The organism is Paenibacillus sp. 1001270B_150601_E10 (assembly GCF_015558675.1).
Classification (GTDB): domain Bacteria; phylum Bacillota; class Bacilli; order Paenibacillales; family Paenibacillaceae; genus Paenibacillus_B.
In genome coordinates, this window is record NZ_JADMOL010000006.1 from 287,204 (window position 1) to 301,186 (window position 13,983).

The window sequence follows — 13,983 nt, forward strand, 5'->3', positions numbered from 1 at the left end:
GATTGACACCGTCGCGATAAGACTGTCCTGAGTTGTCTTAAAGTGGCGTCCATATCCAATATAGGTTCCCGCAGGAACACGCTTGACCATTGTCACCCTTGCCTTTAAGGAAAGCACAGGCAATAAGGCAGCCAGAGACTCGTCTTTGATTTTCGCGATATCGATTGCCCCATATAAAGAAATGCCTGGGCGAGCCAAATCACAGTTGAGCTGCGGATAATATAGAATCCCATAACTGCTTTGCAGATGGAGTCTGCCAGGATCGAATCCATTTGCCTTTATTACACCAACCAGGTGGTAGAAGCAGCGAATCTGTCCTTCCGTAAATGTGATATCCTCTATCCGCTCACTGTCTGGCACAGAAAAATGACTATAGGTGCCCGTGACCAGTAGATGGGGTTGACGATACATACTGAGGATACGCTCTACTTGGTCTGCGCTCTCTCCCAGTCTTCCCATGCCTGTATCGATCTTCACATGAACCTTCATCTTTTTGCCGTATTGGTTTAAAGCGAGGGCATACTCTGCATGAATGACCGTTTGTGTAAGGTCATATCGGCTCAAATCTTCAAATTGCCATGGCGAGGTGTATCCGAGAATGAGAATTTCTCCTCGAATCCCAGCTTTACGCAAGGCAATCCCTTCCCCAATCTCTGCAACGGCATAGGCGTTTACACCGATCGATTGCAGGCATTTTGCAACAGGAACACTGCCATGCCCATATGCATTTGCCTTTACGACCGCCATGATGCGGCAATCATCAGGCAATCGTCGCTTCAGCTCATTTACATTATGCTTGAAGTGTGAGAGATTGATTTCTGCCCATGCGCGGTAACGGCCTGATCGCTTCGGCTGCTTAATCGGTTTCCATTGCCCTACAACTGCAGCTGCTGCAATAGATACGATCGTTACCAGAACAAAGTGAATCAGACTATTGGCAACCATGAACGGACTTAGCCCTGTGAATTTGGCTAATCCTCGAACGATAATAATCGCCAGTGGATGTAAGATATAAATCCATGTACTCATTTTCCGAAGATAGGGTCTTGCGTTTCTATTTCGTGATATTAATAAATAGAATAGCTCATAAACAGCAGGAACGAGGAACAGATACATGCTGTCATGTCGCGGCAGTTCTTGCGCCTTCAATACTGCTCCTTCTGTAATCAACAGCAGAAGCGATAACACCAATCGGAACATAGCCATTTTTGCTGAGATGAAGCGCTTGGGATATGCGGCTGCCCAAGCACCGATTGCAAGAAAGAGCGGTGCAAAAAATACGCCTGATCTCGTATAATCGAACCATTGAAACCACCAGTGATACATAGAATGAAGGCTCATATGCTGTTCTGTTAATCCATAATAGCTGTCCCCCATCAGCCCGATAAGGTAGAGGGCTCCCGTCACAACGAACAAATAAGGGAACGACATCTGGCGATACAGGAAATAGGTCATGTACACTCCAACAATGAGAGCTGGAAAGTACCACAAATGATAAAGCGTTCCGTTAACAAGCAAATCCAGCATGAAGCCAACAGCGCTGAAATCCGTAGAGAAGTAGCCCGTATATAGGTTAACCGGCAAATAAATGATGATGGCGATGTTATATAATTTCAAAATCCGAAGCGTATATTGACGGATGATGCTTCGATCATGCTGAGCTTCCCCTGTCAGCTTTTGAAATAAGAAGAAGCCTGCAGCTACTAAGAAGATGGGCACCGCCAATCGTGCCAGCACCCCTGTAAGCAAAAAGTCTGCATAGGCATTGTAGGATGCAAGCGGTCCCGTGTGGATCGCGATAACCATCATCGCTGCAATCATTTTGAATGAATCGACTGCTCCGTATGAATTAGCCTTCACGACACTCACTGCCTTTGTCATGATAAACGGTGATGATGCAACCATCTTGGTTATTTCCGGATACGGTGTATGATACCCCATTTCGTATCTCTATGTAGCTAACGTCTTGATGAATGGGTACATAGTAAATTTCTATCGTTCCTCTTCCATCCTTATCCTCTACGTATACATGCTCTTGATGGACTTGGTACAGCTTTACTTTCTCGATGTACTCCTCTAAACACCAATCACGCTCTTCCATGATGACCGAATGCGGATAACCCACATAACGAAAATGCCATGGCTCTGCTGCGATGTTCGTGATCGCTTCCTTGCCTTCCTTGTATCGCTGGATAAATCCGTGCTGGGCTGCAAGCTTCCTGAAGTCCTGACAAACACCCGCGTCAGGAAAGGTTGGACAAATATAATCGACCTCATCCGATCTTTGTCCCACGTCCACAGCCAACCCGGTCTGATGCTCACTCTCGCCCGGTCGAGCCACATAGCGAGATGTAAAAGCCGCACCGTGCTCTCGGAGCGAAGTCTCGTACAGCTCCGTCTGCTCTTCGTGTGAGCGATAGCCGCTCACAACCAGAATATCCTGCTTTCCGTTGCAAGCCTCAAGCAGCGCAGTTAGCTGCTTCAAGCATGTCTTATCGAGCCGCATCGATTCTCGGTTCGTATCTAGCACAGGCAGCGTATCAATTCGATGAAGCTCAAGGAAGTCTTCCTCTTGACGCAATGAATGATCTCGATTCACAAGCAGAAGATGTCCACGATAGATATCTGATCGTGTTAGGGTTATAACATGATCAGATTGACGAACCAGGTTATGATTCTTTCGGATCGCCATAATATCCATATCATGAACCCTCCACAACGGCGAGTTGTATCAATTGATCAAGAATCTGCGGATAGGTAAGCCCGCTTGCCTGGAGCATCTTTGGATATCTTGAATTGGCCGTAAATCCAGGGATTGTATTGACCTCGTTAAAAACAATCCTGCTGTCTGGAGTGACAAACATGTCCACTCTGGCAAAGCCCTTGCAGCCTAACGTTTTATAAATCAACCTTGCTGTCTCTTTGATACGATCAGCGGTGCAAGAATCAACTCTTGCAGGCAGATGGATGTTCGAGGATTGCAGGGAATACTTCTCTGTAAAGTCGAAGAAATCACCGGTTAGTTCAATTTCATCAATGACACCGATCATAGGCTCACGATTCCCGAGCACTGCACATCCTACCTCAAATCCTTCAATTTCCTCTTCCACCACCACTTTATGATCATGCTCAAATGCAAGTTCAATACCCTGCATCAACTGAGAAGTCTCATGTGCCTTTGTGATGCCTACGGATGAACCAGACTTCGCTGGTTTCACATATACGGGATACTTCAATGCTTGAAGCGCTCGGAATGCAGCTCCCTCGGGATCATCTTTATATATCGTTACAGAATGAGGCGTAGCAACTCCAGAAGCCTGTACCAAAGTATGAGCGATATCTTTATCCATGCAAACGGCAGAAGACAGCATATCACAGCCAACATACGGAAGGCGTGCAAGCTCAATAAGTCCTTGCACCGTTCCATCTTCACCATGCTTTCCATGCATTACGGGGAATACCACATCTATGGGCTTGATATGATATTCCGTGTTTACAAGCTCTACCAGTCCCTTTACCGATCGGCTAGGAGATAAAAAAGAAGGAATGCAGCTTGGATGTGAGTGCCACTGATCCTCGCGAATGTCCGCTATTGGACCGCTGTATCGCAACCAGTCTCCCTCTCTCGTAATCCCAACCAGCACGAGTTCGTATTTGTCTGAATCCAAATGTTCAATTACGGATGCTGCTGATATGAGAGAAACCTTGTATTCATTGGAGCAGCCGCCAAACAATACGGCGATCGTTAACTTTTTCACCTGTAATCCTCCTGCATCTATGGTCACATTTGTAATATTCCTGTGAACCTCGAGGAGAAACATAAAAACCCCTACCTCTTCGTTGAAGTGTTCTCCCTAGGCTCTGCAAGACTAAGATTAGGGAAAACTTTTTAAGAAGAAATAGGGGTATTTTTAAAGTTTTTCTTAAATAATGGTATCCGTTATCGTGTTGAAGCTATGATCTTGGCAAACGCACCTCAAACATCGTTCGAATCACATTGCTTGCAGCAGTGACGGTTCCTTGGTGCTGCTCAACGATATTTTTCGTGATAAACAGGCCGAGCCCCGTGCTGCCTTGGCGATGGGTTCGAGCTTTGTCTCCGGTATAGAACATGTCGAAGAGATGCGGCAGATCGTCTTCTGGAATAGAATCGCCATAATTGACGACCTGCACCACGGCCTTATCTCCTTCAAAGAAGCCACGAATATCAATGAATTTGCCGTCTTTGCCATATCGAATGGCATTCGTTAAGAGATTCTCGAATACACGCGCCAGCAATTCACCGTCAGCTGCAATGTTCAAATGGGGATCGACTTCGATTCTCGCTTCCAGATCGTTTTTTTCAAACAGAGGATAGAGCTCCTCATGCATTTGATGCAGCAGCTCGCTAAGATCAATTGGCTTCTTCTCTATGGTCACCCTGCCATAGTTCATTCTCGTGATCTCAAACAGTTCATCAATAAGCTTCTCCAGCCGTTGAGACTTAGTAAATGCAATGCTCGCATAGTGTCTGACCTGCTCCTGAGTAAGATCCTTGTCCTTCAGAATAAAGTCCAAGTAGCCAAGAACAGACGTCAATGGCGTCCTAAGATCATGAGCTAGATTTAGTACAAGCTGATGCTTGCTCGTTTCTGCAAAGTCGCCTCTTTCCATCGCCTGCTGCAGCTTTTCGCTGGCAAGATTGATATCTCGGGCAATATCCCCGAACTCATCATTGGAATGAAGTAGAACTTGATGCTTGAAGTTCCCGCTCGCAAGATGATGGATTCCCGTTGATATTTCTTCGAAGTAGTTCGCATAACGCTTGGTTAAAAAGAAAAAGATCAAGATGGATAGCGGGATGAAAAAGATCAAGAAAAAGTTGATATCTCCAATTCGTCCGATAAAATAGCGAAGCAGCGCTAACGGGTCCTCTACTCTTACCTGAGCGTGATAGTATAGCTGAAGAATTTTGTACATGAGAAAAGTGATGCCAGCGGAACAAAGCATGCTAATCCCAAACAACAGTATCATTTTCGTTCTAAAGCTGCGCATGATGTTATGCATTGAACGTATACCCTACTCCCCAGACGGTTTTGATGAGCTTGTTTTTGTTCACATCGTCTTTAAGCTTCTTACGCAGGCCTCGAATATGCACCATCACGGTATTGCTGCTCTCAAAGTAAGCATCTCCCCATACCTGCTGAAAGATGTTCTCCGCGCTGAACACCTTCTTCGGATAGCTCGCGAGCAAGTACAAAATATCAAACTCCTTTGGCGTCAGCTCAATGGGGTCTCCATACAGCGTGACCGAACGCTGCTCGGGGAGAATCACCAAACCTCCCGCTTCGATCATCGACTGTTGTTTTGAAGCTGGCTGGCTGAATTGCATGGCACGGCGAAGCTGTGCATTCACTCTTGCTACCAGTTCCATCGGATTGAAGGGCTTGGTCATATAATCGTCTGCGCCTCTCACCAATCCTGTGATCTTATCCAGGTCGCTCGTCTTCGCGCTTAAAAAGATAATCGGGAATTGATGTTGTTCCCGAATCCTTTGGGTAACCTCGTATCCATCCATCTTCGGCATCATAATATCGAGTATGGCTAGATCAATGGTATGATACTGAACCGCCTGTAGCGCTTCCTGGCCATCTGCTGCTTTTATGCATTGATAGCCTTCTTTGCGAAGATGCAGTTCAATCAAATCTGCAATCTCTTGCTCATCATCGGCTATGAGTATCGTGATAAGCTTCATTTCATTCATCTCCCTGTCAATCATGCTACGAATACTATAGCAGGTTTAATTCAAAAATGGTAAATCCAATGCGTTATGGTTGAAATGGCATGCAACTCCATTATCGGTCAGGTTGACTCGTATCTTACCCTTCTTCGTTAGACATTTTACGGTAAACGTCCTATCTATGTCAGGAAACAGAGCATTGACGAAGGTGATTCCTTCTTGATCTGCAAACGACAAAAAACAGATCCACGCCTCAAATCGAATACGTTGACCTGCTTCAACATGGTTAAGTCCCACTAGCATGATTTCCTCATACGCTTCTATCTGTCGCTTGCTTTACAATCTCACTCGGATTATAACCATACGTCTTGCGGAATACCTTCGCAAAGTGGCTAACGTTCTGGTAGCCGACCATAAAGGCGGTTTCACTTACATTGGCCTTTCCTTGCTCCAGCAGTTTTCTCGCCTCACTCATTCGCTTTTCTCGAACATAGCCGTATACGGTTGTACCGAACAACTCCTTGAACCCCAATTTCAGTTTATAGTCATTCAAACCCGTTAATCGGGCAAGACCGAGCAGACTTGGCGGCTCCTGCCATTCCTTTGTCAGTATGCTTCTCGCTTCATGAAGGCATTGCATGTCGTAGCGTGTGAGCTTAGACACTGTTTGCTTGCTTCGTTCCTCACGATCCATCCCATCTAGATGAAAGGCAAGCAGTTCTAATGCTTTGCCTTCCAAATACATTCGCTTTAACGCGCCTGTATACGGGCACTGGCGCATATGATCTACAAGCTGTGCAATGATAGGCGACTTTGATACTTGTGTGCAGAACACGGCTCGTTCATTCGCTCTTTCAAATGCAGGCAGCACCCCTTGGAATTGCCGAAGATCAAACCGCAGCTCCATATGTAGCATGCGTTCTTGATGAGACATCTCAGCATGCAGCTTCGTATTGCGTATCGATATCAGCGTAGAGACTCCTGCCGCAAGCTCATACTGCGCCGCATCCGCAGAAGTCTCCCAGCAGCCGCTTCCAGACAGCGTATACGATATTTCCAGATGTGGATAATGGACATCCACATCCATGATAAGGGGAACATTCATCTGCGTATCTATCCAATTCAGCTCAAGTCCTTCTCGAAGGTGCCAGCGCTCAAGATAACCCGTTCCGCTATTAGCAGGAATGGTATACAATTGATGATACATATCAGGTCCAACTGATTGTATACTTGAGGGCACTTCCCTTTGGAATCCTTGATACACGCCATTCAAATCCCAGGTGTCCAACGATAATTTCAAATCACATTCCCTCCTCATCCTAGGAAAAACGATTGATAATAAAGCAAGGAATACCTTCATCGGTGTTTCAATAGATAAAAAGAATTTCCCTAAGGCAACATATAACTTAAAAAAAACAGCAGGGTACAAGAAAGGAATCCATCCACTTCCTTCTTGCAATGACCTGCTGCACCTGTATAAGTCCTTAAACGACATCTCGTCGTATCATGACGTTTGTCTCTTTTATTTTAACGATAAAGAGAATCATTATCAATAAGTTTTAAAAAAATCCCTTATTAGGACCTGCGCTCTCTTTTTAAAGCCATATACCCGTTTCCACTCTCAAGCTATCGAAGCCTGCTGCCCTCTCCTTTATCCAATATCTCGATTATGACGCCAGTTTATGATTAGCCGATTTGCTGTTTACCATCATCAAGGTAACGCTTAGAATTAGCATCAAGATTCCGAGAAGCGCAAAAGGAAGATGCTTATCTACTTGATACAGACCTGTACTCACCAGTGGCGCAATGACTGCAGATAGTCCTTGAATCGAGCCGATTAACCCTGCTACCCCACCCTGCTGCTCCTTCTCTACAGCAAGCGAAGCCCCAGTCATGAATCCCGGCATAAGCAGACCTGACCCAATACCAAATAAAAAGTATGCTGTATAGTAGATGGCTAGATGGTTGAAGCATAAGAACAAGACTACACCAATTAAAGTGAGTAGTGCGCCGACAACTAGAAGCTGCTTCGGCTGCCACTTCTTATTCTTCATCTGTACGCCTTGGGTAATGATCATGGCCACACCTGTAAACATCAAGCCAAAGGACACCATTCGTGCTGTCTCACTGGTCGTCAACTTTAGCTGATCCTGAAAGTAAAAGCCGCCAATGACCTGCAAGGTTACAATGCTCACCATGGTGACGAAGCCTGCGAACAGATAGATTCGCACGCCTTTTTGAAAAAGACTAACCTTAGGCGGCTTCTCATGAATCACGGGCTGCTGGGAAGGAATCATGATCATGACGACGATCAATGCCAAAATGGGCAGCAGAGCGCCAATATAAAGCGGCCAGATGAGGCCTATTAGTGCAAAGACGCCGGCAATTGCAGGTCCCAGCACAAGACCGAGTCCGTTGGCTGCACCTATAAAGGCCATGCCTGAACCGCGCTCATTCTCAGACGTAATGTCCGCCATGTACGCCTGAGCGGACGAAGGAACCGCCGGAATGAATGCCCCCACCAACGCCCGTGCGAGGATGAGCAGAATAACGAGCAGTCCTCCCTTAATCATTCCTTGCAAACCTGCATACATTGTTCCCGTAAACAGGACATAAGCAATAAACATGCCTAAAAAACCTAAGATGATGACAGGCTTCCTTCCCTTAACATCACTTAATCTCCCCCATAATGGAGCAAGCAGCGCCATCGCGACAGAGCCTAAAGATATGATTAAACCAGAATGCGTCTCGCTCAACCCTAATTCACGAATAAGCGGCGGCATGACAGGTGCAATAATCATGAGGCCGACCATAGCCACGAACACACTGAAAAAGATGCTAAATCGAATCTTCCCCATATCCTTTCTGTTCTCCTTTCTCAGCATCTTCCGTGGATGCTTGATACTCTTAGATGTTAAGAGAAATCAGAAAACAGGACTACCTCTTAACGGAGCGATCATGCCGCAATACGGAGTATTGTTCGCTTGTTGTATAAATGGATATGAAAATAGGAGCATTATAAGTTTATTGGGAATCACTCGTTCGATTGCCTCATTCGATTTACGTTCTCAAAACACAACAAGCTGACTCCCGTTTGAAAGTCAGCTTATTGTATATGGACATTTTTATAACTGAGATATGCATTCCTTGGTTGCAATCTTCAACAACATTGCCTCTTTGTTAGCGATTCACCCGTAAGCTGGATTTAGATGGCGCTGCTCTTTGCTTGCCATTAATCAAGCTAGTCGCAATCATGCCAATAATCACGACAATCATTCCAATCATGGACAGCCCTTGTGGAAATGCTCCATTCAGGAGGAGCACCTCGCCAAGAACAGTAAAGACCATGGAGCCGGATTGCGTAGATTCAACCGCAGCGAGCAAACCCATATTGTCCTTGGCCATGTCTGTTGCAAGGAAGAACAACAGGCTAGCGATAACTCCAGAGCATAGGGCAAGCAGCAGAGCTTGAAGCAGCTGGCCGCCAGATGGAAGTCCAACAGATGCCGTCCCGAATATACCTAGTACGATCGCAATAGGCAAACTGCTTATCGCCATACCCAGCGTGCGCTGAAAAGCATCAATTCTGCCCTCGCACAGTTCCATCATTTTTCGATTGCCAAGTGGATACAAAAATGCAGCAATGACGACAGGGACAAATCCGAGCAAGAATTCGCGCAGCTCCACTTGTCCAGTCATAGCCTCCTTGACCTGCATAAGGATGACGCCGGCGAGAATAATCAGCGAGATGCGCAGGCTTTTAAACGGAATCGATTGTCTTACTCTACGGCTGCCGGTAGAACTATGCTCTGTAACGAAAAATAACGGTGACAGTAAAGCACCCGCTAGAATCGTTACCTGCCATGTACCCGATGTCAGCCACGAAGGAGCATAAGCGGCGGCAAAGCTGAGCAGCGAGTAAAATCCTACTCCGCCAAGCGTTCCCCAGAGCAGCCACTGGAATGGATGCTTCGCCAATTCCTTAAACAACTGCGTGAGGTTCCTACGATAAGCGACAATTAGAAATAAGAACGGAAGTGCCAATATAAACCGAAGCGATGCTGTCCAAGCCCAGCTTGTGCCGCCTAGATTCATCGCACGATTGATAATAAATGTTGCGGAAAAAAACAAGGATGAAAGGATACCTACAAGTACAGCTCTCATTATCAACTCACCTCTTCAAATCAATTTGCTGTCATTAGCTGCTTCGGTATATAATAATATACAACAATAATCATTTAGTAAAGTATAATATATTTTATTGATCAAAATGCATATTATCCTGTATGAAATGAAATCTGCTTCATAGCTAAAAACTCTCGAAAAAGGTATAGTATAATAGATATCTCGATCTGCAAAAGTAAACAATACCAAAGAATGAGGATGGATTGAAAGGACTGCTAACATGGATGAAACGAAAAAGCTGATCCAAGCTGTAGGATCAACCCTTCGCGAGCTGAGAAAAGATCAAAGATTGAGCCTGGAAGAGCTGGCGGCAAAAACGGGAGTAAGTAAATTGACCTTAGGCAATATTGAACGCGGGGAAACTAATCCAACCCTTGGCATGCTGTGGAAGATCTCCAATGGCTTGTCTGTCCCGCTAATGTCCTTGCTTAAGCCTGAGAATGAAGTGCACATTTGGCGAGCTGGCGAGGGAACCCAAATCACGGACGAGCATGGCTGGAGCTTAGAGCCTCTGTATAGCAATTCCAAAGAAATGATCGGCATGTATCGTGCTTACTTAATGCCCCACTGTACGTATGAGCCTGAGGCTCATCATTCGGGCACTACAGAGATTGCAACTGTCATGGCTGGAGAAGTTCAATTAACGATCGGCGATGAATCTTATGAGTTAAAGCCCTTTGATTCAATTCAATTTACGGCTACCGACAAGCATATTTATGCAAATAACACGGATGGGCAGGCTGTTATGCATTTAACTATCACTTATAAGTAACCCTAGACTCCACTAAAAAATCCATCCCTAAGAGATCAGGTCTCCGAATAAGGATGGATGGGTTGCATACTTTCACCTAAATATAACGATTTGCCTGTTTGCCGCTAACGCGATTGATCAGGATGACTGAAATGTTGTTCGATGGCTTCTTTCATCCGAGCAGCATGCTCCTCAAATTGCTTGTGACGATGGCCATTCGCACCGGATGGATGCGGAAAGCCCCATAGGAAGCGTTCAGAGGCCAAAGCTCCCTCGTCACAGAGTTGATGAAGCACGAGCTCTACCGCCTTTCCTAATGGAATGATAAGAGCAGTTGGCGAAGCTAGAAGCTCTTGCTCCATAAAGGCTCGTGCCATCTCGAGAAGCATGGGATTGGATGGTATGTGAGGATTGGAACCTGTATAGTTCTTTTGATTAATAAAGACCGGATACCTAAGCATTGATGTTGTATGAAAGAAAGTCTGTTCTGCTTCAAACCCTTCTCGACAGCTTGAAATTCCTAGTTTCTTATGTAGCTCTAATCGATCAAGCATTTCAATTAAATGCTCTCTCATTGTTCCTGCGAAGCGAGCCTGCTCTTTGCATGTCTGAATAATAACGGTATCATCAAGTCCATGCTCCAACCCATCGCGAGCAGTTTCATAAGCGATTCTTGTTTGCGTCCATCCAGGTGTTAAGCCTACGATCACAACCTTTGCTTTCTGATTGACATACTCATTGTGAGGAGCGTAATATACCTCGATTTTCCCTTCTTTTGCTATCCGGAACTGCTTCGTTAGAACATCTTCCTTGGTTAAGGTTTGATGTGCAGGAAGAGAACGAATCGCGTTTTTGTAATGCTCAAAGTAACCTGATAGATGCTTCATCGTCCTTCACCTCTCAAAAATCCCTGCTTTTCAAGAAAAAAGAGTCCCCAGAACCCTTTGCACCGCACAATGATCGGCGAATGATTCCCGGAACTCTTCTATGCTACTATACTTCGATGATAATCGGAAGAATGATTGGTCTTCGCTTCGTTCGTGAATATAGGAACTGTCCTAAGCTGTCCTTTAAAGTCTTCTTCATCACGTTCCATTGCGTAATGTGTTCCTCGAGCATTTTATTTACAGTGGCAACCACTAGCTGGTTAATATCCTCAATCAGCTCCTCCGAGTCACGAACATAGACAAACCCTCTTGAGATCGTATCTGGGCCTGAGATAAGTTTGCTCTCCGTTTTGCTTAGGGTGATAACCACAATCAGAATACCATCTGCAGACAGCTGTCTTCGATCTCGAAGCACGCTATTGCCAATATCGCCGATTCCTAATCCGTCAACTAGAATTTGCCCAGCTGGCAGCTGCCCCGACTGACGCACGACCCCATTTTTCGATTCCACAATATCACCGTTATTGAGAATAAAAATGTTCTCTCGGCTTACGCCTACAGCTTCCGCTAACATGCGATGCTGATGCAGCATCCGAAATTCGCCATGCACAGGAATAAAGTACTTCGGCTTCATCAGTGTAAGCATCAGCTTAAGCTCCTCTTGGCTTCCATGACCCGATACGTGAAGGTCATTCTGAGGACCATAGATGATCGTAGCTCCCAATGCATACAGGTTGTCAATAATGCGCGATACATCCCGTTCGTTGCCTGGAATCGGGCTAGCAGCGATAATAACCGTATCCCCGGCATCAATTTTCATCTGGCGATGGGACCCATTCGATAGACGTGCTAGTGCAGCCATCGGTTCACCTTGACTTCCTGTGCATAGAACAGCAACTCGCTCAGGAGAAAGCTTTGCCGCCTCATTCGAATCCATGATCATCCCATCAGGAACTGTAAGGTATCCAAGCTCTGTTGCAACCTGTACAACATTCACCATGCTTCGGCCAAGCAGGCATATCTTACGATTCGTCTGAATCGCGGCATCCACGATCTGTTGAAGGCGATTCACATTAGAAGCAAATGTTGAGATGAATACCCGCTGCTTCGCTTGATTGAATGCTTCTTCAATATGCACGCCTACCAGCTGTTCGGAAGGTGTAAAGCCTGGCCGTTCCGCATTCGTGCTTTCGGACAGCAGCACACGAACCCCTTTTTTTCCAATATCGGACATTCGATGAAGATCTGGATACTGCTTATTCACTGGAGTCAAATCAAACTTAAAGTCTCCCGTATGCACAATCCTTCCTTCGGGAGTATCCATAACTACGCCAAGGCAATCTGGAATGCTGTGATTCGTATTGAAAAAGGTACACGTAATCGTGCCGAGCTCAACAGTCGAGTCGGCATCAATGCGTGTCATCTTCGTTTCTCTCAGAAGTCCATGTTCTCTTAGCTTTATCTCGATGAGGCCTAATGTTAATCGCGAAGCATAGATTGGCATCTGGATCTGCTTCAGCAGATACGGTATACCGCCGATATGATCCTCGTGCCCATGGGTTACAACTAAAGCCCTGACTTTATCTTGATTGGCAAGCAAATAGCTTACATCAGGAATAATAAGATCAATGCCTAACAAACTCTCGTCGGGAAATTTCGATCCACAGTCAATCACGACAATGTCATCATCGTACTGAACGATATACATGTTTTTCCCAATCTCATTCACACCGCCTAATGCCGCGATAATGAGTCCTTCATTGGATTGCATCATAATGACCCTCCACTTGTATTTCCTTTTATTATGAAGTGGAGAGCCGTATTTTATCCTTATTTATACAAGCTGTTTAAGATGGCGAGAAGTCAGAATGTTCAGCTATAAACGGTTTAATACACTAGTCAATCGCACACATGTTTAGTAAACTAATCCATTATCGACAACAAGGAGAAGAAACGATTATGGCAACGATTGAAGATTTTTTGAAATTAGACATTCGCGTAGGTACAGTTACACATGCAGAGCCCTTTCCTGAAGCGCGCAAGCCCGCATTTAAATTGACCATTGACTTTGGTGAGCTGGGAATTAAGCGCTCTTCTGCCCAAATTACGAAAAGATACACGCCTGAACAGCTTATAGGTCGACAAGTTATTGCAGTTGTTAACTTCCCAGTCAGAAAGATCGCCGGCTTCAAGTCGGAGGTGCTCGTCATTGGCGGCACGCCAGATGAAGACGATGTTGTGCTGCTAAGACCCGATGAGATTGTGGCTAACGGAACGCCCATTGCTTAGCCTTTGATGAGTTCATTTTATCGAGATAAAGAGAGCGTGATATAGCCTAATTATAGGTGTTACGTCACACATACCTCATTTCAACAGCCGAGATGAACTCGACAGCTGTTTAGCCACCGTGAGGTGGCTTTTTTTGTGGCATGACACCTATT

At 45.4% G+C, this 13,983-nt stretch carries 12 protein-coding genes; 2 read left to right on the plus strand and 10 right to left on the minus strand.

Features of this window, described 5'->3' with window-relative positions; all coding sequences use genetic code 11:
- The 8 genes from alr to I2H74_RS15975 form a co-directional block, all read right to left on the minus strand.
- Positions 1-1,905: alanine racemase (gene alr, locus I2H74_RS15940; protein ID WP_229106730.1), on the minus strand; the 1,905-nt coding region annotated here is incomplete at its 3' end.
- The gene (locus I2H74_RS15945; RefSeq protein ID WP_229106731.1) at positions 1,850-2,701 is read right to left on the minus strand and encodes a M15 family metallopeptidase; all 852 of its coding nucleotides are present in this window, start codon (positions 2,699-2,701) and stop codon (positions 1,850-1,852) included. The genes alr and I2H74_RS15945, both read right to left, overlap by 56 nt.
- A 1-nt stretch (position 2,702) precedes the next feature.
- Positions 2,703-3,758 (minus strand): D-alanine--D-serine ligase VanG, encoded by a 1,056-nt coding sequence (gene vanG, locus I2H74_RS15950; protein ID WP_195575205.1) that lies wholly within the window; start codon positions 3,756-3,758, stop codon positions 2,703-2,705.
- 196 nt (positions 3,759-3,954) lie between these two features.
- The gene (locus tag I2H74_RS15955; protein ID WP_195575206.1) at positions 3,955-5,046 is read right to left on the minus strand and encodes a sensor histidine kinase; all 1,092 of its coding nucleotides are present in this window, start codon (positions 5,044-5,046) and stop codon (positions 3,955-3,957) included.
- A complete protein-coding gene (locus I2H74_RS15960; protein WP_195575207.1) occupies positions 5,039-5,734 on the minus strand; it encodes a response regulator transcription factor in 696 nt (231 codons plus the stop codon). Before I2H74_RS15960 ends, I2H74_RS15955 begins: the two co-directional genes overlap by 8 nt.
- 295 nt (positions 5,735-6,029) lie before the next feature.
- Positions 6,030-7,019, minus strand: coding sequence for a helix-turn-helix transcriptional regulator (locus tag I2H74_RS15965; protein ID WP_195575208.1), 990 nt, complete (start codon positions 7,017-7,019; stop codon positions 6,030-6,032).
- Positions 7,020-7,386: 367 nt separating this feature from the next.
- Positions 7,387-8,577, minus strand: coding sequence for an MFS transporter (locus tag I2H74_RS15970; RefSeq protein WP_195575209.1), 1,191 nt, complete (start codon positions 8,575-8,577; stop codon positions 7,387-7,389).
- A 322-nt stretch (positions 8,578-8,899) separates the two neighbouring features.
- Positions 8,900-9,883 (minus strand): multidrug resistance efflux transporter family protein, encoded by a 984-nt coding sequence (locus I2H74_RS15975; RefSeq protein ID WP_195575210.1) that lies wholly within the window; start codon positions 9,881-9,883, stop codon positions 8,900-8,902.
- Between the two features lie 241 nt (positions 9,884-10,124).
- On the opposite strand from I2H74_RS15975, the gene I2H74_RS15980 reads away from it, so the two are divergent.
- Complete coding sequence (locus I2H74_RS15980) at positions 10,125-10,676, plus strand: helix-turn-helix domain-containing protein (protein WP_195575211.1); 552 nt, start codon at positions 10,125-10,127, stop codon at positions 10,674-10,676.
- A 104-nt stretch (positions 10,677-10,780) separates the two neighbouring features.
- Here I2H74_RS15980 and I2H74_RS15985 read toward each other — a convergent pair whose 3' ends face one another.
- Positions 10,781-11,542, minus strand: coding sequence for a uracil-DNA glycosylase family protein (locus tag I2H74_RS15985; protein WP_195575212.1), 762 nt, complete (start codon positions 11,540-11,542; stop codon positions 10,781-10,783).
- A 106-nt stretch (positions 11,543-11,648) separates the two neighbouring features.
- Positions 11,649-13,316 carry a ribonuclease J gene (locus tag I2H74_RS15990; protein ID WP_195575213.1) on the minus strand — a complete coding sequence of 556 codons (1,668 nt, stop codon included), beginning with the start codon at positions 13,314-13,316 and terminating at the stop codon, positions 11,649-11,651.
- A 185-nt stretch (positions 13,317-13,501) separates the two neighbouring features.
- Between I2H74_RS15990 and csaA the strand changes: the two genes are divergently transcribed.
- Positions 13,502-13,831: a chaperone CsaA gene (gene csaA / locus I2H74_RS15995; RefSeq protein ID WP_195575214.1), complete on the plus strand. Its 330-nt coding sequence runs from the start codon at positions 13,502-13,504 to the stop codon at positions 13,829-13,831.
- Positions 13,832-13,983 lie beyond the last annotated feature (152 nt).